Origin of the sequence: Desulfobacter hydrogenophilus (assembly GCF_004319545.1) — a bacterium.
Classification (GTDB): domain Bacteria; phylum Desulfobacterota; class Desulfobacteria; order Desulfobacterales; family Desulfobacteraceae; genus Desulfobacter; species Desulfobacter hydrogenophilus.
Window position 1 is genome coordinate 559,585 of sequence record NZ_CP036313.1, and the last position, 25,008, is coordinate 584,592.

Annotated in this window: 24 protein-coding genes; 10 read left to right on the forward strand and 14 right to left on the reverse strand. The window is 46.0% G+C overall.

Features of this window, described 5'->3' with window-relative positions:
• Window positions 1-8 precede the first annotated feature (8 nt).
• The gene (gene fbaA / locus EYB58_RS02440) at window positions 9-1,040 is read right to left on the reverse strand and encodes a class II fructose-bisphosphate aldolase (RefSeq protein WP_111955356.1); all 1,032 of its coding nucleotides are present in this window, start codon (window positions 1,038-1,040) and stop codon (window positions 9-11) included.
• 363 nt (window positions 1,041-1,403) lie between these two features.
• On the opposite strand from fbaA, the gene EYB58_RS02445 reads away from it, so the two are divergent.
• The 3 genes from EYB58_RS02445 to nadE all read left to right on the forward strand — a co-directional run bounded on the left by EYB58_RS02445 (window position 1,404) and on the right by nadE (window position 3,272).
• On the forward strand, window positions 1,404-1,835 hold the full coding sequence (locus EYB58_RS02445; protein ID WP_111955358.1) for a hotdog fold thioesterase: 432 nt from the start codon (window positions 1,404-1,406) through the stop codon (window positions 1,833-1,835).
• Window positions 1,836-1,902: 67 nt separating this feature from the next.
• Entirely contained in the window at window positions 1,903-2,496 is a 594-nt protein-coding gene (locus EYB58_RS02450) for a TrmH family RNA methyltransferase (RefSeq protein WP_111955360.1), read from the forward strand.
• A complete protein-coding gene (gene nadE / locus EYB58_RS02455; RefSeq protein ID WP_111955362.1) occupies window positions 2,493-3,272 on the forward strand; it encodes an NAD(+) synthase in 780 nt (259 codons plus the stop codon). The genes EYB58_RS02450 and nadE overlap by 4 nt, the downstream gene beginning before the upstream one ends.
• 227 nt (window positions 3,273-3,499) lie before the next feature.
• Here the strand turns inward: nadE and EYB58_RS02460 are convergent, their stop codons facing one another.
• Window positions 3,500-4,279, reverse strand: coding sequence for a PEP-CTERM sorting domain-containing protein (locus tag EYB58_RS02460; RefSeq protein ID WP_111955364.1), 780 nt, complete (start codon window positions 4,277-4,279; stop codon window positions 3,500-3,502).
• Between the two features lie 724 nt (window positions 4,280-5,003).
• Window positions 5,004-5,927: an AEC family transporter gene (locus EYB58_RS02465; protein WP_111955366.1), complete on the reverse strand. Its 924-nt coding sequence runs from the start codon at window positions 5,925-5,927 to the stop codon at window positions 5,004-5,006.
• 110 nt (window positions 5,928-6,037) lie between these two features.
• On the opposite strand from EYB58_RS02465, the gene EYB58_RS02470 reads away from it, so the two are divergent.
• A complete protein-coding gene (locus tag EYB58_RS02470; RefSeq protein WP_111955375.1) occupies window positions 6,038-6,799 on the forward strand; it encodes a TSUP family transporter in 762 nt (253 codons plus the stop codon).
• A gap of 103 nt (window positions 6,800-6,902) precedes the next feature.
• Here EYB58_RS02470 and hcp read toward each other — a convergent pair whose 3' ends face one another.
• From hcp to EYB58_RS02495, 5 genes are all read right to left on the reverse strand, one after another.
• The gene (gene hcp, locus EYB58_RS02475; protein WP_111955377.1) at window positions 6,903-8,546 is read right to left on the reverse strand and encodes a hydroxylamine reductase; all 1,644 of its coding nucleotides are present in this window, start codon (window positions 8,544-8,546) and stop codon (window positions 6,903-6,905) included.
• Window positions 8,547-8,805: 259 nt separating this feature from the next.
• On the reverse strand, window positions 8,806-10,080 hold the full coding sequence (locus EYB58_RS02480) for a (Fe-S)-binding protein (protein ID WP_111955379.1): 1,275 nt from the start codon (window positions 10,078-10,080) through the stop codon (window positions 8,806-8,808).
• A gap of 1 nt (window position 10,081) precedes the next feature.
• The gene (locus EYB58_RS02485; RefSeq protein ID WP_111955381.1) at window positions 10,082-11,455 is read right to left on the reverse strand and encodes an FAD-binding oxidoreductase; all 1,374 of its coding nucleotides are present in this window, start codon (window positions 11,453-11,455) and stop codon (window positions 10,082-10,084) included.
• Between the two features lie 334 nt (window positions 11,456-11,789).
• A complete protein-coding gene (locus EYB58_RS02490) occupies window positions 11,790-12,716 on the reverse strand; it encodes a hypothetical protein (protein ID WP_111955383.1) in 927 nt (308 codons plus the stop codon).
• A 35-nt stretch (window positions 12,717-12,751) separates the two neighbouring features.
• Window positions 12,752-14,206: an MBOAT family O-acyltransferase gene (locus tag EYB58_RS02495; RefSeq protein WP_111955385.1), complete on the reverse strand. Its 1,455-nt coding sequence runs from the start codon at window positions 14,204-14,206 to the stop codon at window positions 12,752-12,754.
• A 371-nt stretch (window positions 14,207-14,577) separates the two neighbouring features.
• On the opposite strand from EYB58_RS02495, the gene EYB58_RS02500 reads away from it, so the two are divergent.
• Entirely contained in the window at window positions 14,578-16,386 is a 1,809-nt protein-coding gene (locus EYB58_RS02500) for a right-handed parallel beta-helix repeat-containing protein (protein WP_111955387.1), read from the forward strand.
• 217 nt (window positions 16,387-16,603) lie between these two features.
• Here EYB58_RS02500 and EYB58_RS02505 read toward each other — a convergent pair whose 3' ends face one another.
• From EYB58_RS02505 to EYB58_RS24370, 3 genes are all read right to left on the reverse strand, one after another.
• Window positions 16,604-17,755 carry a M20 family metallopeptidase gene (locus EYB58_RS02505; protein WP_163354358.1) on the reverse strand — a complete coding sequence of 384 codons (1,152 nt, stop codon included), beginning with the start codon at window positions 17,753-17,755 and terminating at the stop codon, window positions 16,604-16,606.
• A 158-nt stretch (window positions 17,756-17,913) separates the two neighbouring features.
• Window positions 17,914-18,573: a DUF2959 family protein gene (locus tag EYB58_RS02510; protein ID WP_111955391.1), complete on the reverse strand. Its 660-nt coding sequence runs from the start codon at window positions 18,571-18,573 to the stop codon at window positions 17,914-17,916.
• 154 nt (window positions 18,574-18,727) lie between these two features.
• Window positions 18,728-18,856, reverse strand: coding sequence for a hypothetical protein (locus EYB58_RS24370; RefSeq protein ID WP_278186348.1), 129 nt, complete (start codon window positions 18,854-18,856; stop codon window positions 18,728-18,730).
• Window positions 18,857-18,897: 41 nt separating this feature from the next.
• Here EYB58_RS24370 and EYB58_RS02515 point away from each other — a divergent pair, with 41 nt between their 5' ends.
• Window positions 18,898-19,584 (forward strand): RluA family pseudouridine synthase, encoded by a 687-nt coding sequence (locus EYB58_RS02515; RefSeq protein ID WP_111955393.1) that lies wholly within the window; start codon window positions 18,898-18,900, stop codon window positions 19,582-19,584.
• A 45-nt stretch (window positions 19,585-19,629) separates the two neighbouring features.
• Here EYB58_RS02515 and EYB58_RS02520 read toward each other — a convergent pair whose 3' ends face one another.
• Window positions 19,630-19,938, reverse strand: coding sequence for a HigA family addiction module antitoxin (locus EYB58_RS02520; RefSeq protein ID WP_111955395.1), 309 nt, complete (start codon window positions 19,936-19,938; stop codon window positions 19,630-19,632).
• 9 nt (window positions 19,939-19,947) lie between these two features.
• A complete protein-coding gene (locus EYB58_RS02525) occupies window positions 19,948-20,229 on the reverse strand; it encodes a type II toxin-antitoxin system RelE/ParE family toxin (RefSeq protein WP_111955397.1) in 282 nt (93 codons plus the stop codon).
• A 646-nt stretch (window positions 20,230-20,875) separates the two neighbouring features.
• Between EYB58_RS02525 and EYB58_RS02530 the strand changes: the two genes are divergently transcribed.
• Genes EYB58_RS02530 through EYB58_RS23770 form a run of 4 tightly spaced genes read left to right on the forward strand, consistent with a single transcriptional unit; the run spans window position 20,876 to window position 23,873 of the window.
• A complete protein-coding gene (locus EYB58_RS02530) occupies window positions 20,876-21,667 on the forward strand; it encodes a substrate-binding domain-containing protein (RefSeq protein WP_278186427.1) in 792 nt (263 codons plus the stop codon).
• Between the two features lie 10 nt (window positions 21,668-21,677).
• Window positions 21,678-22,943, forward strand: a complete 1,266-nt coding sequence (locus tag EYB58_RS24375; RefSeq protein ID WP_278186349.1) for a diguanylate cyclase domain-containing protein — start codon at window positions 21,678-21,680, stop codon at window positions 22,941-22,943.
• Window positions 22,944-22,977: 34 nt separating this feature from the next.
• Window positions 22,978-23,316 (forward strand): hypothetical protein, encoded by a 339-nt coding sequence (locus EYB58_RS24380; RefSeq protein ID WP_278186350.1) that lies wholly within the window; start codon window positions 22,978-22,980, stop codon window positions 23,314-23,316.
• Complete coding sequence (locus tag EYB58_RS23770) at window positions 23,316-23,873, forward strand: EAL domain-containing protein (RefSeq protein ID WP_242637522.1); 558 nt, start codon at window positions 23,316-23,318, stop codon at window positions 23,871-23,873. The genes EYB58_RS24380 and EYB58_RS23770 overlap by 1 nt, the downstream gene beginning before the upstream one ends.
• Window positions 23,874-24,249: 376 nt before the next feature.
• On the opposite strand, the gene EYB58_RS02545 is transcribed toward EYB58_RS23770, so the two are convergent.
• Window positions 24,250-24,690, reverse strand: coding sequence for a hypothetical protein (locus EYB58_RS02545; RefSeq protein WP_131071987.1), 441 nt, complete (start codon window positions 24,688-24,690; stop codon window positions 24,250-24,252).
• Window positions 24,691-25,008: the final 318 nt, after the last annotated feature.

A 25,008-nucleotide genomic window follows, 5' to 3' on the forward strand; every position in this document is an offset into this window, starting at 1 on the left:
TTTTTCCTTCAAATATTTTTCCCAAGGGAAGTGCCTTCGGATCGTAAGTCCCGGCAGGCCTGCATGATCCGGTCAGCCATGCCCCGTTCAGCTTTTTTGCCCCAGGAACGGGGGTCGTACACTTTTTTGTTGCCCACTTCCCCTTCAATTTTGAGCACACCATCATAATTTTTCATCATATGGTCCGCCACGGGCCGGGTATAGGCGTACTGGGTGTCTGTGTCCACATTCATTTTAACCACCCCGTAATCAAGAGCCTCGTGGATATCCTTTAATTCAGAACCGGATCCGCCATGGAACACCAGGTCCAGCCGGGTGTCGGCACCAAGTGCTTTGGCCACAGCCTCCTGACCGTCTTTTAAAATTGTGGGTTTGAGCACCACATTACCCGGCTTGTACACCCCATGCACATTCCCAAAGGTGGCGGCCAAAAGAAACCGTCCCATGGAACCCAGTTCCTTTGCAGCCAGTACCATATCTTCGGGTGTTGTATACAGTTTTTCTTTTTTCACACCTGACGTATCATGGCCGTCTTCCTCGCCGCCCACCACGCCGGTTTCAATTTCCAGGATCAGGTCATTGGCCACACAGTCCGCCATAATTTTTTTGGAGGCGGCAATATTTTCAGCCATGGGCAAAGCAGATCCGTCGTACATGTGGGAGCTGAACAGATTGGGCAGTCCCTTGGCGCGGCGCTTTGCGGTTTCTTGGATCAGGGGCATTAAAAAAGGATCCACATATTCAGGGTGACAATGATCCGTATGGAGGGCAATATTAACATCATAATAGGCGGCCATGACATGGGCAAATTCAGCCAGGGCAATGGCGCCTTTATAAGATTCTCCTACCCCCAGACCCGAGGCAAAACTGCCGCCGCCAGTGGAGACCTGGATAATGCCGTCGCTATTGGCTTCCTTGAATGCCAGAAGGGCGGCATTAATGGTTTCGCTTGAGGTAGTATTAATGGCCGGGTATGCAAACTTGTTTTGTTTGGCGTTGTCCAGCATGTGGCAATATTGCTGATAATTAACGATTGGCATGGTGCGTCTCCTTAGTTTGATTTTTTGTTAAACACCTTTGATAATTATTTTTGTCATAGGATTGTCAGAATTGCATCAGGAAAAGGCATAAAACCACAAGACTGATGTCTTTTCCTTTTAAAGACCGAACGATGCAAAGAGAAATGTAATTTCCCAAATACAATTCGAATATCAAACAATACCTTATTCAAAAGGATTTGAAAATACACAACAGCCGTTATTGCAAAGTTCCTTCAAATCAAATATGTAATGACGCAACGACGCGATCCGCACAACACCAGAAAAAAAATGGCACGAACAAAGCAAATTGTTGAACCCGAAACCGTTGAGCCCAAATCAGTATAAAGAAATTAAGGACAAAACATGATCTGGAAAAAAGAGTTCACTGTTGATGATATGAACCGGTTCAAAGAGAATACAATGATAGGTCTCCTGGATATTACGTTTGAAGAAAAAGGTGAAAACTTTTTGACCGCATCCATGCCTGTGGACGCCCGCACCCATCAACCCATGGGTATCCTCCACGGCGGAGCCTCGGTGGTCCTGGCCGAAACCCTTGGCAGTTGCGCCGCCCAGATGGTCCTTGAGAAAGGATTTTACAGCGTGGGCCTTGAAATCAAAGCCAATCACATTAAAAGCGTATCCCAGGGCCGGGTCACGGGCCGAACCACACCGTTACACATAGGCAGGACCACCCAGGTATGGGACATTGACATTAAAAACGATAAAGGCGAACTGATCTGTGCGTCCCGCCTGACCATGGCTGTTTTAGAAACTCGAAAAAAACACAGTTAAACAATTTTGCAATTTTCAGAGCAAGGGTGTATACAAAACACTGAAATGTTAACTGGGAAAAAGGCTCATGGGCTCCTACAAAGCAAGAATGATGATCAAGGAAGCAAAGGAAGAGGCAAGGCGCCGATTCCGCCGCCACCGGAATAAAAACCGCCTGGCTACGCCGGGCATTCATAAATGCATCATTGTTCTGGACGGCCTGAAACCCACCTTTAACATCGGCAAAATATTCAGAAGTTCAGAAGCCTTTGGCTGCCATGAGGTTCATCTCATCGGTACGAATTTTTTTGATCCGGCACCTGCCAGGGGCGCATTCAAACACGTACCGGCAAAATTCCACAGCCGGTTCCTCTCCTGTTACGCCGAACTGCTTGAAAGGGGATATACCCCCTTTATACTCGAGCCGGGCCAGGGAGATCCGGTGATGGATGTGAACCTGCCCGAAAAAAGCGCTTTTGTGTTTGGCCACGAGGAGTTTGGTATCAGCTTTGAACCGGATCTGTTCCAGGAAGTAAAGCGGCTGACCATTCCACAGTACGGCCGATCCCAAAGTCTGAACGTCAGTGTTGCCGCTTCCATTATCCTGTACGAATACGCCCGGCAGTTCACCTGCCGGGATTTGAACCCCCAAGCAACCCATTCATGCAAGGAAACAATATGAACGCAGAAAAAGTGGCTGCCCACATCATCAACTGGCTGAAAGACTATGTCGACGCATCCAGATTAAAGGGATTCACCATCGGTGTATCCGGCGGGATTGATTCCGCTGTCACATCAACGTTATGCGCCAGGACCGGTTACCCTGTAATCGCCTTGAACATGCCCATCCACCAGGCATCGGACCAGGTCTGCCGAGCCGGAGAACACATTGCCTGGCTGTCCAAAACCTATGACAATGTCACAGGCCATGATGTCAACTTAACGCCGGTGTTTGAACAGGTAAAAACGACCCTGCCGTCTGAGATTCAAGATGGCCTGACCATGGCCAATACCCGGGCCAGACTTCGCATGATCACTCTGTATTCATTCGCTTCCCATCACCGTATGCTCGTGGTCGGTACCGGCAATAAGGTGGAGGATTTCGGCGTGGGATTTTACACCAAATACGGAGACGGCGGTGTGGACATATCCCCCATTGCAGACTTGATGAAAACCCAAGTATATGCACTGGGCCGCTATCTTGGTGTAAGCCCGGATATACTGTCAGCCCGGCCAACCGACGGACTCTGGGAAGACAACCGTACGGACGAAAGCCAGATCGGTGCGTCCTATGAGCAACTGGAGTGGGCCATGGGGTATGAAGCCGGTGACAAAAATCGGGAAATAACAGATCACCAGAAAGATGTTCTGGAAGTATACCGGAAATTCAACCGGGCCAACCGACATAAAATGGAACCCATCCCGGTATGTCTCATACCCGGAGAACTGAAATTATAAATTTTCGACACAGCATATTGGTAAGCTTTTCCCATACAGGGGTCATCGGTAAGCGGTGGTAAATTCTACTCGGGTTACCTTATTTTCGAGCGAAAAATATTACGCGTATGAAATCAAATGGGTATAATTTTAGCAGTTTTATTAATATGTTAAAGGATAACGAAGAAGTTGGAGGGAGATCTGCGTTTCCCTCTATCCAAAATTTATTCTGGATGTCCCTGAATTCCTTATGCGTTATTTTTTCTACTAATCCAGGAAAGCCCGATTAAACCAATACCCAAAGATATCATAGTGGCAGGTTCTGGTACCGCATCTGAAACGCCAGGTAAGACAAAAGTAGCATATCCTATACCCCAAGAATTTCGCAAATCCTGAAATGATCGCCAACTAATAGCCTCCTCTTCTGACCAAGTAGTGTAACATGCATATTTCATAGCCACATCATCATAGCCAAAAACTGGAACAAAATGATCTGTTCCACCATCAGCATCTGTATCAATTAAGAACATCATAGGGCGATCATTGTCGATTTCCTTTGTGAAATCATCCCATGTAAAAGTTCCAAAACGTTCATTCCAGGCATTCCAATCATCATAACCACGGTAACTTGCATAGTCTATAAATGCATCATCGGCATAGCTAAGATAGCTCCATCCATAAGGTTGGTTTTCAGAGGTATGAAAAAAATCGGCAATACTGGTGTCCGGAGGAGCAGGACCAGATGCATCCGGCTGAGGATCGTACTTTGAATTATGTGCAGGGCTTGATATTTCATCCTGTACATTGGATGTTTCTCGGACGTCATCCCATCCGCTTGCGTCAAATAAAGAATCGTATCCATTGAGGTCATAGTACCCAAAAATTGAAGCCGCGGCAGTCGGACCACAACCATGATACCACTTGTATGCCGGCATATCTGAAAGAACTACAGATGTTGCATTCGCATTACTCGTCAATAAAAATATCACCGTAAAACTCGAAAATAGGAGGATTAATTTTTGCTTCATTCATAACTCCTGTCTAAATGATTAGTAATATTTAACTAATGTTTCCTGTAAATTTACTGAGTTCCTTGCTATGCGACCATGCGTAGCAAGACCTTGACGAAAATTTTTTGTGTGATTTAATCCGACACAGGCTAAGCTCTATAAAAATCAGGGCTTGATCATAACATCGGCCACGAAGTGTCCACCCTGAAAGTTTTAAAAAAAAACAAATGTAGATGAATTTGGCCTGGTCGGTGAATAGACATTATGACCAAAGAATAATCATTCACAAAAAAAGAATATAAACACCGAGTATTGTATCTTTATACGCGAAATTTTCTCAAAAGACAAACACCGAAACAAAGTGGTCCAAAGGCAAAGACACTTAGGACCGCAGATTAAATAAGTTGGGCAGAAATAACGTCGAATTTTGGTTCATCTACAAGGCGCATTAAAGGTTGAATAGCAGGCCTATTGGACCTTTGATGTAACGAAGTAGATGGGCCAAAAGGCAAATTATTTCGTTCAAGTTATTTAATCTACGGTCCTTATAGTCTGTCAATCGTCTGGTCAGGCACCGTAACGCAGTAGACGGAGACTTCTTACGACACCATCAATTTTAAGTCTCCATTTTAAAGGTACTAAGGTCGGGCTGGTATTCATAACATTTACAATTTGAGTCTTGATCATAAGAAGGACCATCTATGTGGAAACTGATATATATTCTAATGGGTCAGGGTTCTGGCTATCCCACGCTCAGCCAGATGCCGTAAGTAAGCCCGGACACAAGTGTAGAGATAGAGATGGCAGCTACGCCAAGATCCGGGTCCCCGCCGATCTGTTCTGCCATGATAAAGACCAGGGTAGCCGTGGGCGCTGCAAGAATAATCAACCCTGGAATAAAATCCGATGCAGATATCCCAAACAGCGTAAACAGAACAAACCCCATGGCGGGCATCACCAGAAGCTTTAACACCGAAGCCATGGCCACGGACGAAAAGACCAGCCGGATTTTTTCAAAGGAGAGCGAGGCCCCGATCACCAATAATGCCATAGGCAGCGCCATCCCCTTAAGAATGGTAAGCGACCGGTCCAGGATCACCGGCAGAGGCATCCCCAGAAGGGAATAAACAATGCCTGCCAGGGCAGACAGGATCACCGGATTGGTCATGGCAGAACCCAAAGTTGAGGTCAGGTTTGTACTGCTACTGCTCCCGGCAGCCCGGCTGTAAAACTGGAGCACTGCCACAGCCATGACATTTTGCAGGATCATGACAAAACCTGCAATAATGGCTGCCTTGACAAAGCCCGCGTGCCCCAGGTAATAAAAGGCCACGGCAAGGCCGATATACCCCAGGTTGCCATGAAAGGCACTATGGATAAAAGAGCCCTTTGATGACGGTGCAATGTTCACCAAACGTGCTGTCAACCAGGCAACCGGCACAATAAGGCACACGGTTGTAAGCGTGATCAGGATCACCCCTGGATGAAACTGGGTTTTCAAAGAGGATTTAGCAATGGCGCTGAAAATCATGGCAGGGATGGCGATGTAGTAAACAAGGCGATTGGCCTGGTGTAAAAAATCCTGGGATAAAAAACCTTTATGCCGGGCAAATATACCCAGAAAAATAATAATGAATATTGGTATGATGGTTGAAATTATGTCCATTAAGCACCAGGTCGCTAAGTTAACTGCATTTGTGGTTTTTATACGCCTTTTTTCCGGGATTGCAAACAGAGCTGCCCCGTACTTTTAATTGATAGGAACAGACACGAACAATGGAACTGACCTTTCCGTCCTATGTACTTTTATTTATTTCAGGCCTTTTGGCAGGATTTGTGGACGCCATTGCCGGCGGCGGCGGGCTGATCGCCCTGCCCGCACTTCTGTCTGTGGGACTGCCGCCCCAGCTGGCCCTGGGCACCAACAAATTCCAGGGAAGTTTCGGGACATTGTCAGCAGCCGCCACCTTCATCCGCAAGGGTAAGGTAAAACTGTCCGACAATCTGGCAGGCATAGCCTTTACCTTTATCGGGGCGGCCACAGGCGCCTGGGCCATACAACAGATCCATGCTGACTTTATCGGACACCTGGTGCCCTTTATGCTGCTGTTTGTCTTTTTCTATACCCTTATGGCAAAGGATCTGGGCGTGGCCCAGGCAAAGGTCCGGATGCAGAAAAATCTCTTTTTCCTGCTCTTCGGCTTTGGATTAGGCTTTTATGACGGATTTTTCGGCCCCGGTACCGGCGCCTTCTGGACCGGGGCTTTGCTCATTTTCATGGGCATGGACATGACAAAAGCCACCGGCACCACCCGGATCATGAATTTTGTGTCAAATATCACGGCTTTGGTCCTCTTTATCGCGGGGGGCAATGTACTTTACACCGCAGGGCTGATTATGGCGGCCGGCCAGATCATCGGGGCCAATATCGGTTCGGGAATGGCCATCAAACGCGGGACACCCTTTATCCGGCCCATTTTCCTGACCATGGTATGTTTAACCATTGTCAGACTGATCTATGTGAATTACATCTCGTAAATAAAAAAGCAGCCGTCAAAATTCGTTTTAACGGCTGCTTTTTTTTACTTGAACTTGTTTTATACTACTTTTTTAGATGCGTCGTTATCTATCCCGTTATTTTCTAATTACCGGCCATCATGGCTTGAATATCTGCGTCAACGTCACCAATGGGCTTGATATCAAACTTTTCAACCAGTACATTCAACACGGTGGGTGAAACAAAAGCAGGCAGCGTGGGACCTAAACGAATACCCTTAACACCCAGATGCAGCAATGCCAACAGAACAGCCACCGCCTTTTGTTCATACCAAGCGATATCAAAGGAAATCGGCAGGTCATTAATGTGATCCAGCCCAAATGCATCCCGCAGTTTCATGGCGATCACAGCCAGTGAGTAAGAATCGTTACATTGTCCTGCGTCCAGCACTCTTGGAATTCCGCCGATGTCGCCCAGATCCAGTTTATTGTACCTGTATTTTGCACACCCGGCAGTGAGGATCACGGTATCTTTAGGTAAGTTTTCAGCCACTTCTGTGAAATAATGTCTGTCTTTCTGGCGGCCATCGCAGCCGGCCATGACGATGAAGCGTTTGATAGCACCTGATTTAATTGCTTCGACTACCTTATCAGCCAATGCCAGAACCTGATTATGTGCAAATCCGCCAACGATTTTACCTGTTTCTATTTCAGTGGGCGGCGGGCAAGTTTTTGCAAGTTCAATCATCTCTGAAAAATCTTTGGCGCCGCCATCGGTTCTATTCGGAATATGCGTTATGCCTGGATAAGAAACAACACCAGTCGTGAAAACCTTGTCCTGATATGTATTTTTCTTTTTAATGGGGATAATGCAGTTGGTAGTCATCAGGACGGGACCGTTAAAGGTTTGAAAATCTTCATTCTGGTGCCACCAGGAGCCGCCGTAATTACCTTTCAGGTGATCGTATTTTTTAAATGCAGGATAATAATTGGCAGGCAGCATTTCCCCATGGGTATACACATCAACGCCTGTGTCTTTTGTCTGGACCAGCAATTCTTCCATGTCTTTCAAGTCATGACCGGAAATCAGAATGCCGGGGTTTGTACCCACACCAAGATTGACTTCTGTTATCTCCGGGTTGCCGTAGGCCTGGGTATTGGCCTGGTCCAAAGCCGCCATTGTGGTCACAGCCATTTCACCGGCTTTCATGACCATAGCAACCATTTCATCAACACTTAGGTCCTGGGTCGTCGAGGTTAATGCCTCATACAGAAAATTCCAAATTTCATCTTTAGTGACGCCAAGAACAGCGGCATGATCAGCGTATGCACAAATACCTTTTAAGCCGATGACCAGAAGCTCCCTGAGAGATCTGACATCTTCATTCTCTGTTGAAAGAACACCAACGGTTTCTGCTTTGGCTTCAAATTCTGAAGTATCATCCGAAAACCAGGTCGCACAATCATGAAGATCTGATCCGACCTTATCTTTAACGCTCTCCAACAATTCCTTTTTAAGTGCCTGGGCACGGACAATCCAGGTTTTAAGGTCTTCATCATTAAAATTGGTATTTGTAATCGTCGTAAACAACCCTTCGGCGATAAATTGCGCATTGGCCGTTGGGACTTCCAGACCTGCGTCTTTTGCTTTTTGAGCAAGAACGGCGATCCCTTTTAAATTATAGATCAATAGGTCCTGAAGATTTGCCGTGTTTCCCTTTTTCCCACAAATACCATTGATGGTACATCCCTGATTTTTCGCGGTTTCCTGACATTGAAAACAAAACATGTAAAGATCTCCTTTTTATTAATTAACTGCTAACTGATTCCTTACGTCGCAGGTACAATATATGATTAAAAAAGTGCAAAAACCTTGATCTGGATCAATTTACAAAGAAAAAGTATAAAAATAAAATGAACGACGGCAGAGAAAAAGTTGTAATGGTGTATTGACTACTACCTAACACATTACAATTTAAAAATAAAATCGTTTGGTGAAAAATTTCTTTAATATAGATCAATTAAAAAAATTATTAAAATTCTTTTCATCATCCTTTTCTGCCCTTCAGGTCCGGCAGGAATTGGGCGGCAAGACGCGCCGGATGCACCACGGTTAAGTCTGCGGAGTCATCAAGATATCCCCCCAGGTTTATCCGGCAGACCGGACAGTCGGTCACCCAGAGATTCGCCCCTGTGGCTTTGGCATTGGTCACTTTTTTATTTGCAATGCCCCTGGACACCTCAGGATATTCATAGAAAAAAGTACCGCCGCCACCGCAGCAGGAATCCATATCCAACGCCGGGATATATTCAACACCCTGTAGTGCATTCAAAAGCCCCTGGGCGCTTCCCGGGCTGGGCATATGATTTCTCAAATGGCAGGGCTGGTGATAGGTAACGCGTATCGTTTCATGGTTTTGGGGAAAATCTTGGGGCCGGGCATGGGCCATGATAAAAGTGCTGATATCCACCACTTTTTCCGCCACACGGTTCGCCGCATCCTGATCCAACCCAAATTCTTCTGCAAGCGCAGGATAGTCATTTTTCAACGCAGCACCGCAAGTGGGACAATCCACGATGACGGCATCAATCCCCTGGGCATCCAGGCAGGCCAGGTTGGTGTTGATATTGCTTTTTACATTTTCCCGGCCGCCGTGGAAAAGCATGGGAATGCCGCAGCAGGTCTGGGTTTCGGGGATGATCACCTCAACCCCCATGTGGCGCAGAATATCCAGAACGGCAAAGCCTGTGTCCTCAAAAAGATAGTTGGTGGCACAGCCTGTAAAATAGGCCACCCGGCCGTATTTCAGAGCCGGCACGCCTTTGGATTTTTTCCCGGGCTTACGCGCCATCGCTTTCCGGGCCGCTGTCCTGAACGGCACTTTATTAAAAACAGGAAATTGTTTTAACGCGATGCTGCCCAGCCGGTATTTTTCGGCAAATACGTGGGGGACAATTTTCTGGGCCATTCTGGCCGCACCTGCCGCCATCCGGATTCGGGACTCCTTTGCCAGAAGATAGACCAGGCTTTTGATCTCAGGTCTATCCCCGTGGTCCCGGATCATCTTTTCGCGCATGCGCACATAGCGTTCGGGATGGTTGATACCCGCAGGACAAATGTTGGCGCAACTGCCGCACATCAGGCATTTGGAAATAATATCCTTGAGTTTTTCGGATGAACCGATCTTATGATCTGAAAAAAAATCAATGAGCTGTATCCGGGCTCTCGGGGAGGCATCCTCGGTGCCCTGGGCCTGGTATGTCGGGCACACAGACAGACAGAACCCACACTTGTTGCAATTTTGTCCATATGAATCAGCCATATTACACAAACTTCCCCGGATTCAGAATACCGTCCGGATCCACTGCTTTTTTAATGACGCCCATGAACTCAATGGCATCTTCATCCATGACCAAAGGCAGATATTCGGTCTTGGCAAGGCCGATGCCGTGCTCGCCGGACAGGGTGCCGTTCAGGGAAGCGGCTGCGGCCATAATCTCGTCAAAGGCTTTTTTCACCCTGGCCCACTCTTCTTTATTGGATTTATCTGCCGGAATCATGGGATGCATGTTCCCGTCGCCGGCATGGGCCATCACGCCCACCAGCAATTTGTATTTATCTGCGATATCCACGATCATGCGGGTCATTTCCGGAATTTTACCGGCGGGCACCACAATATCTTCCGTGTACAGACTGGGTGAAAGCTTGGCAAAGACCCCGTAAACCGAACGTCTTGCATGCCAGAGTGTTTCACGCTCATCCTCTGTCTTGGCAACCTCGATATTCACAGCCCCGTTGGCCTCAAGCTTTTCGGTAATTTTTTTGATCTCTTTTTCACACGCCTCTTTCACCCCGTCCACTTCGATGAGCAACGTGCCTTCGGCATCCACCGGCAACCCGATATGGGCCTTTTCTTCAATGGTCCGGATGGTGGTCTTGTCCATCAGCTCCAATGCCACCGGCAAAATACCGGCACCAATGATATCGGCCACAGCCTTTGCCGTATTGTCCAGGTCATCAAAGGTGACAAGCAGCGTGGACACGCTTTCAGGCAGGGGCAGCACCTTGAGGATTATTGAAGTGACCATGCCCAAAGTTCCTTCGGACCCGCAAAACAGGCTGGAGAGCCGGTAGCCGGTAACATCCTTGACGTTGCGGCTACCGAAGCGCACCACCTTTCCCGACGCCAGCACCACCTCCATGCCCAGGACATAATCAACCGTTACCCCATATTTAAGGCACCGGGGGCCACCGGCATTCTGGGCCACATTGCCGCCAATGGTGGACATGGCCATGGAACCGGGGTCCGGTGGATAAAAGAACCCGAAAGGGGCCAGAGCCTTTTGAAGATCAGCATTGACCACGCCCGGTTCCACAATCGCGTACCGGTCTTTGGTATTAATCTCAACAATCCGGTTCATTTTTGAAAAACACAGCACCACACCGCCTTTGGCCGGGATACTGGCACCGCACAGCGAAGTTCCCGCGCCCCGGGCCGTTACCGGGATCTTATGGATAGAACATATTTTTAAAATGCCGGACACCTCATCCCGGGTACAGGGAAACAAAACCAGATCGGGCATGGCCTCTTCAAAATAGGCATCATAACAATAGCAGGCCAGCTGCTCGGCCGAATCAAAACACCTATCCTTACCCACAATTTTTTTGAGGTTGTCTATGGCATCCGGGTCGATCATCTTTGCATCATCCTAATAATTATATTCAAATAATTCAAAACTATAGGAATGATTCAGGCGTTGTCAATTTCTTTATCAGATGATCAGGAGACTTGGCGTATAACGTCCAACTCAACTGCGAATTTACGCATCATTAAAATTCGAATCAAACGCAAAAAAACCACCAATATCTTCCTCGTCCTTGCTTAGGACCGCAGATTAAATAAGTTGAGCAGAAATAACGCCGAATTTTGGTTCATCTACAAGGCGCATTAAAGGTTGAACAGCAGGCCTATTGGGCCTTTAATGCAACGAAGGAGATGGGCCAAAAGGCAAGCTATTTCGTTCAAGTTTTTTAATCTGCGGTCTTTAATATGGGAAGGATGTATGTCTTTAAGAAGTATTCAATGCCTGTTTTATTGAAGTGCATATGGTCGTAATAAAATTTTTTATCCTGCATGCACGATGCGCAATTGATGTAAAACACCCCCGCTTCACGATCAGCAGTCCCCCGCAAGAAAGCATCCACCTCAGGTAGACCGGGAAAATCAGGCATCAACAATGGGAGCATGACATAGGTGATGGTGGCGCCATGCGTTTTCACTATCCGATTAATGTCATCAACCACATGGCCGTAAGCGACAAAGCTGTTCTGGTTATACTTTTTCAAATAATGTTTTTCCGCCTTTTCCATCTTTTTTTCATCGATTTTTTTAAGCGTGCCGTCCGTTAATCCGGGGGCTGCGTAGCGGGAAATTTTTCGCCAGTCCGTTACCGGAATCATTTGAAGGTAGGAAAAAAGCCGATCCATGGGATAACAGTCCTTAATGAGTTTAAAAAAAATGAACAGCTCGAACGGCTCATCCCTGAGAAAAAAATCGTTGTTTTCATTGTTGATGGAAGAATAGAAAATAAACGGGTCCACCAGGTAAATAATATGATTTACCGTGTTTCCCTGGTTCAGAAAAAAAGAGAGATGAACATCCATAGGCATCAAACCACCGCCGCCCCCTTTGGACAGGTTGGCAACCCTCCTGCCCAGGATTCTCTCCACCATTTCATGGTTCCCATCCCGGGAAAGCACGCGGCCCCTTGATGTTCCCAGAAAGAGGGCTGGATAATGTTCGTTTTTTCCAATAACCAAGAGGTTTGACTCACTTTCGGCATATGAAAGGCGGATATCTCGGTGCCGCCCTGAAAAACAATAGAGAAGAACTGTGAGAATAAAAAGATTCAACATCCCAAAGATCACTAATTTTACAATAAAAAGCTTTCTGCCCATGCCTTGCTTTCGTCAGCCTGAATATTCGTTCCTTATCAAAACTGAAAATAAATGAATTCTTGTTTCACTCCGAACACACCCGAAATCAATACCGACCAGAATGCGGCAGTATAGATGGTCCAGCGAGCCGTGAGTGAGAGATTTCCCAGCTGTTCGTGGACCCATCCTCGCCCTTCCCACATTTCTACCAGAAAAAGCAACACAATCATAGAAAGCAGAAAAACAAATTGCGGGATGCCCACAACATCAATTCCGGACTGTTTCAAACCAAATCCGTCAATACCGATCAAGAACATTTTACGGATAATGGCAAATGCGTCTCCGATCGAATTGGCCCGGAAAAATACCCAGGCAAAGGAAACCATGCACATAGTAATCGCCACCTGAACCCCTTGATTCAGCCTGGATGCCTTGTCTGGAAACAACCTGTCTGCCAGTCGCGTCTGGAAATGCTGTGTGACGTTCTCCAAAATCAGCATAACACCATGCAAAGCGCCCCAGACCACAAAGGTCCAGTTCGCCCCGTGCCACAACCCGCTTACCATAAAGGTAATAAAAATATTGTACCGCCATCGCCATTTTGTCGCTCGGTTTCCGCCCAATGGTATATATACATAATCCCGAAACCAGGTGGACAGGGAGATATGCCAGCGTTGCCAGAATTCGTGGAGAGACGTTGAAAAATAAGGATACCTGAAATTCTCCATCAGGTCATATCCCAGAGCCTTAGCGCTTCCGCGGGCCATATCCGTATATCCTGAAAAATCGCAGTAGATCTGTACAGTATAAAACAGGGTGGCGATAATGAGCGGAATGCCCTGATAATCCCCCACATGGTTGTAAACATGGTTGACATACACAGCAAGATGGTCGGCAATGACCATTTTTTTGACAAGCCCCCAGAGTATGAGCCGCAAACCCTCCGTTACTTTCTGACAATCAAAGGGGTGGGGCTGTTTGAATTGAGGCATCAGGTGCCGGGCCCGGTTGATTGGACCTGAAAGCAACGGGGGAAAGAATGCTGTGAACAGTGCGAAAATGCTTAGTTTACGTTCCGCCGGAAACTTTCCGTTGTAAACATCCAGAATATAGCCCAGGCTCTGGAATGTATAGAAGGAAATGCCCACCGGAAGGAGCAACTGAAACATAGGAACATCTTGGTGGATATTCAGGGAGGCAAGCACACTCGTGGCTGATTTGCTGAAAAAATTGAAATATTTGAACAAAAACAGTGTTCCGATGTTTAAAAAAACACCTGCCCACATATAAGGTTTTCTTTTTTTTTTCGAGGTAACAGACATGAGAATGCCCAGGGTATAGTTGCATAAGGTCGATCCCATGAGAAGAAAAATGTATTCGGTTTTTGCAAAGGAATAAAAAAAATAGCTTGATGATAGAAGCAAAAGCCATCTGTACCGATGGGGGATTAAATAGTAGAGCCCGATTAAAATGGGAAAAAATATGGCAAATTGAAAAGAATTGAATAGCATGGTCGTCCGCAACGGATATTTATTTCAAATGGTCAATAAATAATTGCCGGGCCGGGCCGTATGTTGCCTTCGTTCCTTAACACTCAATGATCGAGTTAACAACCTTAAAACCCTCTGCTTCTTATTTACACTGGTGGACTATAAAGAGTCACATCGACTGAGTCAATTGTAAAATTGACAACCATATACCGATATGATTTTAATAATTCATATGATAACAAGGCAATACTAATGACCCGTATAACAGCCATCGGCTGAGCTGGTCTATCAACACCCAGGCTCAACCCACAACAAAGCATGAAAGTAATTCAGTAACTTATTGGAACTTTCATATAAAAACAGATTATCTACCTGGAAAGGCGATCCTCTTGATGCAAATCCTGAAAAATTTTAATCATGCATTGATTCTAAAAGGAATGATCATTTTTATTCTTCCTTATTTTTTATCGGTTGGATGCTATAATGCCGGAATAGAAAAACGAACACCTGCAGAAAAAGAAGGGTCTGCTTATTTAGATGAAATAGCAAAAAAATGGACGCCTTCTGTGTGGAAGGCGTTTGTCAAGAACGGTCCCACAGGTATCCACCTTCCGGATTTTTCAAGGGCTGGGTATCGTATGGGGGAAAAACCAATACCGGAAATAGAAAACCCAGTGTTCGATGTCACCAATGTAAGGTTTGGCGCTGTGCCTGATGACGACAAAGAAGACACTTTGGCGATCCAGGCGGCCATCGATGCTGCGGCTACAGTCGGCGGAGGTGTTGTATTTCTACCCAAAGGCAGATACGACATTCATCAAACAAAAGCGTCTCCCTACCTCCAAATCCGTTCTGACCGTATTGTTTTGCGGGGCCAAGGCTCCGGTAAAATCGGAACCACCCTTTTCATGGGTGCGCCGGGAAAAGAGGGGTTGGTCCGGCGTCTGGGAACCGTTTCAGCCGAGATCGAGGCCCGGCATCATACGGCGTTAGCAGTCATAGGCGCTGAGGAGCGTAACGAACTCGCCGCTTTTACACAAAACGTTATCCGGGGACAAACAGATATTCCGGTGACCGATACCGGAAAATTTTCTGAAGGACAGATCGTGACTATCGTATGCAGCGACCCCCTCATCGACCCCACACATCCGGCACCCAATAAAGCGGATATCCCTGTGCAACTGACCACACCGTTCACGTTCAGCCCTGTCCAGAAAGACACGTTTGGACCTGCGGTCCAAACGCTTTCCTGGATAGCAGGTATTGAAAAAATTATCGATGCCCATACCATCCGTTTAACCCGTCCGGCAAGATTCGATCAGCCCTTACGCTACACCCCTAAAATTTTCTCTTTCAACGGCATTTGCGAGATCGGCATTGAACATCTGCGAATCGAAAGTGCTTGGCCCGGCGGGTACCGGCACCACAAACCGTTTCAGGCAGCGGATGAAAAAATTATCCGTACCGCCAGGGAGCAGGACTATCTCTGGGGTGGAATTTGGATCAGCAGCGCAGTGAACGGATGGGTACAAGATGTGACCTTTGCCGACATGACTCAGGGAATCATCCTCAGCCAATCTGCGCAGTGGACGCTGAAAGATCTGACATTTATAGGGCAGGAAGGACATGCCGGCGTCACAATCGGCTGGGGAAACGACAACCTGATCAAAAACGTCGAGTTCCATGCCCGGCTGGTGCATCCGGTGACACTTACAATGACCGCATCAGGAAACGTTATCACAGATTGCACAGCACATTATGAAGGGAGAAATATGCATTCAGGCACGGACACGGCCATGGATTTTCATGGCATCTTCCCTTTTGAAAATCTATTTGAAAAAATGAAGGGTTTCTATGTCTGCCCTGGTGGTGATCTAAGCGTGCTTCCCCATGCAGGCGTAAGAAACGTTTTCTGGAATATCGAGGCACCCGCAAGGATCACCGGCTACGGCGAATATGCAAAAGATTCGTTTGTGCAAACCTATGATTTTGTGAGTACTTCATCAAAAAAGCCTGCGACCATGTATGAACACTATCCACAGGCCTTCTACATTGGTATCTATAGGAGGGGCAATCGCTCCATCACCCTGGCTGGATCAACGGAAGACCGTCACACCCGCTGGATGACAGTGGAAGGATTGAACCGTCCGGGTATCGCTGTTCCTTCCCTTTACGAGCTGCAAAAAAAAGAATTGCGGTGACAAATTCCGGGGACATCTTACATGAAAACGGTATCATATCCTCAAAAGTTCACTAAACCCACCGCAGGGGTGCTGTTTTGACACCCGCTGTCCCCTGTGTCAGGATATGTGCACCCAGACGTCCCCTGAATCACGAGAGATCCATCCGAATCATTTTGCAGCCTGTTTTCTCCTCTGATGTCCACTGAAAGGTGATGATAGCGTTTTAGGTATCAGGCTATTTGATGATGGCTCGACAGACACCCGCAACAATCCGGACCATGGGCACAACAGCATCCAACTCCACATATTCGTCGTGTCTGTGTGAATTGCTGCCCACCAGTCCCATGCCGTCAATGGTGGGCGTTCCTTCTGCAGACGTATAGTTCCCGTCTGAATAGCCTCCTGTGGCAATATAATCTGTTTCAATGCCGACATTTTCTGCTGTTTTTCTGATGATCTCCCACAACGCCATGGTATTGGAATCCGGCTCCATGGGGGGGTGATCAATGGAGCCCTCCACAGACACGGTAACCCCAGGTACGGTAATGTTGCCAGGCAGGTCTTTAAAAAACGTCTCTACCCGTTCTTTTTGAGCCCGTTTTTCGATACGGATATCCACAGAGGCAGATGCCAGGGCAGGAATAATATTAATCTTGTCCCCACCATTGATGACAGTGACTTGGGCTGTGGTTCCTGTGTCGGGATCATTGAGACCGGTGATGGCAATTACCTGGTGGGCAAGTTCCACCACCGCATTAGCTCCCTTGTGGGGATCAGCGCCTGCATGGGCGGCTGTGCCCGAGGCTGTCACATGGAACCAGCCCCCACCCTTGCGACAAAGGACAAATCGATAGCCGGGACGACAGGGTTCGAACACAAAAACGCGGCGGCTCTTTTGGGCCAGACTGCGTATCCAGGGTCTGGAAGTAGGGGAACCGATCTCTTCGTCCCCGTTAAACCCCACACAGACGTTAAGGGAATTGAGAAGGCCTGCCGCGTGAAGTGCCTCCAGCGCATGCAGCGCTACCAGAAGTCCGCCTTTCATGTCACAGACTCCAGGGCCGAAGGCCTTGTTGCCGCTGATGGAAAAAGGACGACCCGCCACTTCTCCAGGAGGAAAAACAGTATCCATGTGCCCGAGAAACATGACATCAAATGAATCGTCTCCGGGTTTATTGACAGCCTCAAGGCAGGGAACGCCTGCATCACCAAAATGTTGGATTCGGATCTCAAATCCCAGGGCAGCCAGCCGTTTTTGAAAAAATGCTGCGACAGCCTCAATGCCGGAAAGAAGGTCACTGCTGGAATCGATATTGACAATGGTCTCAAGATCGCGGACAAACTGTTCGTATTGGCCTTCTATGACTCTGAACAATGGGTCTGACATGATATTACGGAATCCTATCAATAAAATTAATCGGGCCAGTTTCGGGTTAAGTCCCTCTCTTGCTATTCTTGCCATACTGGCACTTAATTACAAATTATATTTGTACTGTCAAAATTTTTGTATCGTGTATCGTGTCCCCTTAATAAATTGTAATTCTTTTAAAAATTCTTGATGAATTGATCTGCTTCCTGAATGGATGCTCCCATGTCCCGGATCAGGCTTTCCACATCTCCTTCTATGGAGACCACCTCCTGGCCTAAAGCACCTACAGCCTTGGCATTCAGATTATGCTTAAGGTAAAGCACATAATCATTGAGTTTGGATAGGACCGGATCCATGGCTTTTCTGGACCTGTCCATGGCTGTTTTAAGCTTTTTATATCTGATTTTGGCATCTGCAAGGGATTTGCGGCTTGCTGATTTTAACTTTGTGTCCCCGATCTCATTGATTTCCACTTCCCATTCGGCAAACAGATCCGTGGCAAGGGTGTGTACTTGGCCCATGCGCTTCCTTATTGTTTCGGCCCTGTCCTCGCAGTCCTCATAAGAGCCTTTTAAACGGTCATAAAAGGCCTCAAGTTCCCCTCCGTCCAGGTTGTAAAGTTCCCTGATTCTTGTCAGGGCATCTTTAAACTCTTCCTGGGCTTTGGTCTGATCGGTTTTAACATCCTCGACCCGGTCCTTGAGCAGGTGGCGTTTTTCCTTGCCTACTTTTTCCATGGCCGCATAATAGGCTGGGGCACAGCCCGTCATGGGCATGATCAGGGCAAAAATGAAGAATAGGGCAAGCCCCATGCATACAGTGCTTTTTTTGATCATTATTGTATTCTCACTTACAGAATTAAATTTATCAATCTCAAAACAGGCCGGTTTTCCTTATACCAAAAACATGCCGTTTAATTAAATGTTATTTTGATCAGAAATCCCAGGGTCAGGTCTTGAATTGTTATTTTTTGTTCTAACAATTTACATTTTAAGACCTGACCCGCCCTACGGACAATTCCTCGACAAAATACCGATCACCCCGGTTCATGGCCGATGCGATCCAGTCCGGCACCGGGTCCGGCCCACCTGAAATTCTGCAGTTGCCCCTGCCCTTCATTGCCTTTTGACCCCCGGCACGGAATGGGATAGGATGGGGCCATGAAAGAAAAAATCAAAATCATAGAACAGGGACAAGGCTGGATCTGCGCGGAAAAGCCCGGGGGCATGAGTGTCCATAACGATCCGGGCAAGGATATGATATCCCGACTCCAAGAAAGACTGGGCCCCGGCAGCACGGAAATACTCCAGCCCGTACACCGCCTGGATAAGGAGACCTCGGGACTCCTCCTTATGGCCACGGACCGGGACACTTTGGCCGAACTCTCGGATCTTTTTGCAGGGGGCAAGGTGACAAAACGTTATAAAGCCCTGGTCCACGGCCATTTTGACCCTCCCGGCAAGGCCCGGGGTACCTGGGATTCCCCCCTGACCAAATCCGCCGGAGGCAGAACCGATCCCCGGGGCCCGGGAAAACAGATCGAGGCCCTGACCCGCTATAGGGTCCTGGACCAGTCCCTCCATTATACCCTTTTGGACATTGAATTATTCACCGGCCGCAAGCACCAGATCCGGCGCCACGCCAAACTGGCAGGGCATCCGGTCGTGGGCGATCCCCGGTACGGCTCCCCCAGAGCCCTTGAATTCTTAAAAACCCAAAAGCAGTTCGACGCCATGGGCCTGCACGCCTGTTTCCTCCAGTTCAGGGACAAGGACAGGGCCGTCACCCTGGAACTGCCGGATCTGCCCCCGGAAGTTGCACGACTGTTTGAAGAGGACAGAGCATGATGTTCCCGGTTACGTTCAGCGATTGGTTATAACCTAAAAGATGGTTTAAACTGCATTTGAGCTGAAAACTTGTACCTCTTTTTCAAGACGATCTGCCAGCAAATCCTCAGTTACTTCAAGATCAAATCGGGTTTGGAGATTTAACCAGAATTGCGGCGCTATTCCAAAAAATCGACCTAAACGCAATGCTGTATCAGCTGAAATCGAACGCTTTCCATGAACAATTTCGTTAATCCTTCTTGGCGGTACGCTTATATCTTTGGCAAGTCGATATTGACTGAGGCCCATTGGTTTAAGGAATTCCTCAATAAGGATTTCACCAGGATGAATGGGAGGAAGTTTTTTATTTTTCATTTTTGCCCCCTAATGGTAATCTGCAATTTCAACATCGTATGCATCACCGGCTTTCCATTTAAAACAAATTCGCCACTGATCGTTGATGCGAATGCTATGTTGTCCTTTCCGGTTACCTTTTAATGCTTCCAATCTGTTACCAGGCGGAACGCGTAGAGCATTTAATTCCGTAGCTGCATCCAGAATAACCAATTTTCTGCGTGCAAGATACTGAATATTTTGGGGTAATTTTCTGGAAAGAAGTCTATTGAAAATCTTTTCAGTTTCTTTATCCCGGAAAGTTTTGATCATAAAGATATGATTAACGCGGCTCGTTAATAGCGTCAAGTGTTACGCTTAAAATATAAAATTATTGGATAGATCAACATGGTGGCATTTAGATTCTTCTATGTTTTACGAGGTGGTTATAATCGCGGTGCTGATCGGCGCTATGCGCAAATGCGCAAATCAAACAAACGATAGTTTGATTGATCTGTGTGCAGTGACCGGTCCAGTAACCTGTTCAGGCGCCAGAGGCGACAGGACAAAGTACTGCGAATTCCGGGGAAAGCCGGCAGACCAAGGACAAACAATGGATAAAACGTGTCCCCTATTTATTTGCAACTCACTGAAAAAATTCCAAAAATTTAAATTGTTGATTTTTGATCTCAAAACTCATACAAAGTAATATCACATAAATCCAGATTTAATTAAGTTTCTGAAATTTAATGATCCAATTTTTAGTTTTTAGCGCTGGACTTTTTAATACGCACAAATAACAGCCACCTTACTAAACATCATGATTCAACAGATCAAATTTTGCAAAGGCCAAGCCCCTATAAGTGGCGATTTTAAAAAAGACAAATGGGGGGATCATTGAGTAAAAAAGAGGGAGGAAAAAATAATGCTTCATCCGAAACAAAAAGGCCGTTTTTTGTCCATACTTATTTTAACACTTATGGTTTTTTCTTTCGCTTTAACTACCTGTTCAGCAGCAATAATAATAATAATAATAATAATAGGCGGAACCGGTAATGCTCTTGGCACAATGAGATGGATTGCCGAGGCATACCAAAAAGCTAATCCCGAAGTTCAAATCACAGTACTGCCAAGTATCGGAAGCAGCGGTGCTATCAAAGCGGTTCCCACTGGCCGTATTCAGATCGGCCTCAGCGCCCGGCCTTTAAAAAAGACCGAGTCGAAAAAAGGAATAGTTGCCATTGAATACGCTCGTACACCAACAGTTTTTGCTGTATCAAACAAAACAAAAATTAATGCTGTAACACTTTCACAACTGGTTGATATTTATGATAGGACCTTAAAAAAATGGCCGGATGGATCGACTATTCGTCCAGTTATCCGCCAGGCCGGAGATGATAATACCAAACAAATAAAAGGACTTTCCCTTGAACTGAAAAAAGCTGTCGAGAGGGCCGAAAAACGGACCATATTTCTTTTTGCTTCAACGGATCAAGACACGGTGAACAAAATTGAAAATACGCCCGGCAGTTTTGGAGTGACCTCTCTGGCGTTGCTTCTTTCTGAAAAAAGAAAGATGCATCCATTAATGCTTGACGGTGTGGAACCCAGCATCCAGTCCTGCATTGACGGTGACTATCCCATGATCAAACGGTTTTACTTTATTCTGCCCACGAAGCGTTCTGCACAGGTCGACGCATTCCTTGGGTTTGTTTCCTCCCCAAAAGGTGCCGAAATTTTAAAACAGAACGGCAATTATCCAGTTCAATAATGAGAAACCTATGAGGCTTTCCACCCCAGACAGTCTTGATCGGCTGTTCCTCCACCTGACCCTGGCGATTTCCATAATTGTGGCCTTCAGCCTGCCGACGGTCTACGCCTTTGTTGCATACAATGATTTATCAGAAGAAGTCACTTTCAAGGCTCGAATCAAAGCCATTGCGCAAAGAGAAATGATCACAACACTTCCCCAAACATGGATGTTTGCAGAGAACCGGATGCAGGGAACTCTTGCCCGGGAACCCGTCTTATTGGAAAGCGAATTTGTTCAGATTTTCGATTATGAAGGAAACGAACTGACTTCAGCCGGGGAGGCCATAAAAAGGTACTTCATACAACGAAGCTATCCGCTTTATGACATGGATCAGGTCGTGGGAAAGGTTGTTGTAAGTGCAAGCCTTGCCCATGTCATTCGAAATACCCTGATCAGCAGCGTTATTGGATTGGCTATGGGTGGTGTTGTTTTGCTGGTGCTCTGGCGTCTTCCGGTAAAAAAACTGCGACGGCTCTCCAGAGAATTATCTGAAGAAAAACAACAGGCGGAGATAACACTTCAGGCTATTCATGACGGGGTCCTCCGTACGGACAAAAAGGGAGATCTTGTCTATTTTAATACTGCCGCAGAAAAATTGCTCGGCCGTTCATTATCAAAACAAATTGGGAAAGCTATATCTGAAGTTCTAAAATTAATTGACGGTCAGACTGAATTAGAGGTTGAGAGTGCGCTCTACAAGGCAATGCGTACGAAAGAACAAGCCTCTTGCAATGGACGTTGCTCACTTATATCACAAGCCAACCGAGTAATCGCTGTGGAAGAACAGGCCGCCCCCTTACTGGATGGCAACGGAGAATTGATTGGCGGCGTACTCTGCCTGAGCGATGTCACCATTTTCCGCAAACAATTGGAACAACAATCCTGGGAGGCATCCCATGATTCATTGACGGGACTGATTAATCGCCGTGAATTTGAGGACCGGGTTGCAAAAGCAATTGACAACGCTCAAGCCAAAGGGAAATCAAGCCTGCTCTGTTTTATGGATCTTGATGGATTTAAAATTGTAAATGACACATGTGGTCATAATGCCGGGGATGAACTGCTCATACAATTATCACAGATCATACAAACCCAGGTTCGGACCAGTGACTCCTTAGCACGTCTTGGAGGAGATGAATTCGGTCTTCTCCTTGATGGGTGCGATAAAGATCGCGGTCAAATAATCGCCACCAATATTCTTAGCGTAATTAAAAACCATCAATTTTTTTTATAATGACAAAAATCATACCGTAGGAATAAGCATTGGTATGACATCTGTCACCAGCAGTAGTATTAAAGCGAAGGATGTTATCAGCGAAGCAGATTCGGCCTGTTATTGGGCCAAAGAGTCCGGCCGCCAACGCCTTTGTATCTTTCAGGACAATAAGGAAGAGCTGACATCCAGGCAATTTGAAGTCAGTTGGGTGGAACGAATAAAAGCAGCTCTAAAGGAAGACCGCTTCGTTCTTTATCACCAGACATATCAGACACTAAGTGGGCATGTAGGTTCCAGATGCCACATGGAAATTCTTTTGCGAATGGTGTCTGAAAGTGGTGAAATTGTCTTGCCAAGTCGTTTTTTTCGGCTGCAGAGCGGTATAACTTAATGCCGGAGATTGATCAATGGGTTATTAATAAGGTTTTCTCAGAATTTCACAATATATCTACTGATAATGCCGGTTCAGAGCTGGTGGTGAATATCAACCTTTCCGGAGCTTCAATAAATTCTCTTAAATTATACGATTTCATAAAAGAAAAAGTTATTGAATACAGCATTGATACAACTTCTATATGCTTCGAGATTACGGAAACGGTTGCTGTGAGAAATCTTCGTGCGGCAACAAAGTTCATCAATAAATGCAACGAAATTGGTGTTCAATTTGCCCTTGATGACTTTGGCACTGGTGTAAGCTCTTTTAGTTCTCTGAAAAATATGCCGGTTGATTATTTGAAAATTGACGGCAGCTTCGTGAAGAATATTGAACAAGATGATATCGACCGGGCAATGACTGAAACAATTAATCGAATTGGACATCTTCTGGGGAAAAAAACCATTGCTGAGTTTGCGGAAAACAAAGCCATAATTGAAATATTAAATGATATTGGTGTTGATTTTGCGCAAGGGTATGGTGTGTGCTGGCCGACACCCCTTATAAAAAAATAAACTCTGTATAACTGACACCTTCGCCAAATTAGATTTTTTATGATTTTGATTCAAAATATCAATTTTTAAACGTTATGATCACGTCAGTTACCTGGTTTATAGCGCATCCAGGGCAATCGCATGAATAAATATAGATAGACTTCAATTCATACCGGAAAATCCCCTATCAGTTGATTACTTTTGGTCATTTGTCTCACCAATACTCTGATAAAGGATCTGCAGTGTAATTAAAACAGACTTTTTTCCCTGCCCATTATGGCGATAACCAGACCATCTAAAAAAACTGTGGTCTGTCCCCCGATTTTTCGGATCGCCCCCCCCCAGATTAACTGGTTAGTGTGGGAGGGCTACTCAGTGATAGGAAGTCCTATCCCGATTAAATATCAAATGATCTGTTCTTTTTTACGTAATCTGTAAATTCTTTTGACCATGGAAAATCAATGGTCATTTCTTGAGGATCATTGAGTCGTAGTGCGCAGTACTCAAAATCCAAGGTTTGTGTATATAATTGGGATGCTAAAGGCGTGTTTCGCATCCCATCAATTGAAGGCGGTGTATCTGAGATAGTCATTTCCAACACCTTAGCCCAGGGTATTAATACTGAAGAAGTGAACCAGCTTAGTGGTATTGTGTCTGAAAAAACAACCCCTTGTAAGGAAGGGGATACTTTTTGTGTTCGAATTTGATAGGCATTGTTGGTTGAAAAGCAACATTTACCTATTAAATACTCAGGGAAGCTAAGCTGAAAGTTCATTTGAACTTTTGTAGAAAGTCTATATCTATTTTTAATACTTCTCCAAATATGTTTAACATTCATAATAGACTCTCAATCAGAGTGAAGGGGTTGATGGAAAATTTTTAACTTACCATGATATTTAACAAAATTGATCAGTGGTTTCTGTTTATCCTTCATTCTCACATATCTAACGGGATAACATTTCAAAAGTAAAAATATCCAACCCGTTATAATTTTATAGAATATCAATGGAAAAACTATTACCACTATTGGAGATGATTCGCAAAAGGTTTCCATCTAAAGGATTTCAATATAATCAAAATATTGACCTGTGTGATGGCGATTGCCCTGTCCACGGTATCCCTTGTTGTTGATTCAAGGATTTGATATATCTGCGCC

Bases quoted from the DNA above. Each gene is read 5' to 3' on its own strand.
- EYB58_RS02465 (WP_111955366.1), bottom strand. From the start codon at position 5,927: ATGGACATAATTTCAACCATCATACCAATATTCATTATTATTTTTCTG.
- EYB58_RS24380 (WP_278186350.1), top strand. From the start codon at position 22,978: ATGACATCTGTCACCAGCAGTAGTATTAAAGCGAAGGATGTTATCAGC.
- EYB58_RS24370 (WP_278186348.1), bottom strand. From the start codon at position 18,856: ATGAAGGGCAGGGGCAACTGCAGAATTTCAGGTGGGCCGGACCCGGTG.
- EYB58_RS02530 (WP_278186427.1), top strand. From the start codon at position 20,876: ATGGTTTTTTCTTTCGCTTTAACTACCTGTTCAGCAGCAATAATAATA.
- EYB58_RS02460 (WP_111955364.1), bottom strand. From the start codon at position 4,279: ATGAAGCAAAAATTAATCCTCCTATTTTCGAGTTTTACGGTGATATTT.
- EYB58_RS02500 (WP_111955387.1), top strand. From the start codon at position 14,578: ATGCAAATCCTGAAAAATTTTAATCATGCATTGATTCTAAAAGGAATG.
- EYB58_RS24375 (WP_278186349.1), top strand. From the start codon at position 21,678: ATGAGGCTTTCCACCCCAGACAGTCTTGATCGGCTGTTCCTCCACCTG.
- fbaA (WP_111955356.1), bottom strand. From the start codon at position 1,040: ATGCCAATCGTTAATTATCAGCAATATTGCCACATGCTGGACAACGCC.
- EYB58_RS02470 (WP_111955375.1), top strand. From the start codon at position 6,038: ATGGAACTGACCTTTCCGTCCTATGTACTTTTATTTATTTCAGGCCTT.
- EYB58_RS02450 (WP_111955360.1), top strand. From the start codon at position 1,903: ATGGGCTCCTACAAAGCAAGAATGATGATCAAGGAAGCAAAGGAAGAG.
- EYB58_RS02510 (WP_111955391.1), bottom strand. From the start codon at position 18,573: ATGATCAAAAAAAGCACTGTATGCATGGGGCTTGCCCTATTCTTCATT.
- EYB58_RS23770 (WP_242637522.1), top strand. From the start codon at position 23,316: ATGCCGGAGATTGATCAATGGGTTATTAATAAGGTTTTCTCAGAATTT.
- EYB58_RS02485 (WP_111955381.1), bottom strand. From the start codon at position 11,455: ATGATCGACCCGGATGCCATAGACAACCTCAAAAAAATTGTGGGTAAG.
- hcp (WP_111955377.1), bottom strand. From the start codon at position 8,546: ATGTTTTGTTTTCAATGTCAGGAAACCGCGAAAAATCAGGGATGTACC.
- nadE (WP_111955362.1), top strand. From the start codon at position 2,493: ATGAACGCAGAAAAAGTGGCTGCCCACATCATCAACTGGCTGAAAGAC.
- EYB58_RS02520 (WP_111955395.1), bottom strand. From the start codon at position 19,938: ATGAAAAATAAAAAACTTCCTCCCATTCATCCTGGTGAAATCCTTATT.
- EYB58_RS02515 (WP_111955393.1), top strand. From the start codon at position 18,898: ATGAAAGAAAAAATCAAAATCATAGAACAGGGACAAGGCTGGATCTGC.
- EYB58_RS02545 (WP_131071987.1), bottom strand. From the start codon at position 24,690: ATGAATGTTAAACATATTTGGAGAAGTATTAAAAATAGATATAGACTT.
- EYB58_RS02495 (WP_111955385.1), bottom strand. From the start codon at position 14,206: ATGCTATTCAATTCTTTTCAATTTGCCATATTTTTTCCCATTTTAATC.
- EYB58_RS02480 (WP_111955379.1), bottom strand. From the start codon at position 10,080: ATGGCTGATTCATATGGACAAAATTGCAACAAGTGTGGGTTCTGTCTG.
- EYB58_RS02505 (WP_163354358.1), bottom strand. From the start codon at position 17,755: ATGTCAGACCCATTGTTCAGAGTCATAGAAGGCCAATACGAACAGTTT.
- EYB58_RS02490 (WP_111955383.1), bottom strand. From the start codon at position 12,716: ATGGGCAGAAAGCTTTTTATTGTAAAATTAGTGATCTTTGGGATGTTG.
- EYB58_RS02525 (WP_111955397.1), bottom strand. From the start codon at position 20,229: ATGATCAAAACTTTCCGGGATAAAGAAACTGAAAAGATTTTCAATAGA.
- EYB58_RS02445 (WP_111955358.1), top strand. From the start codon at position 1,404: ATGATCTGGAAAAAAGAGTTCACTGTTGATGATATGAACCGGTTCAAA.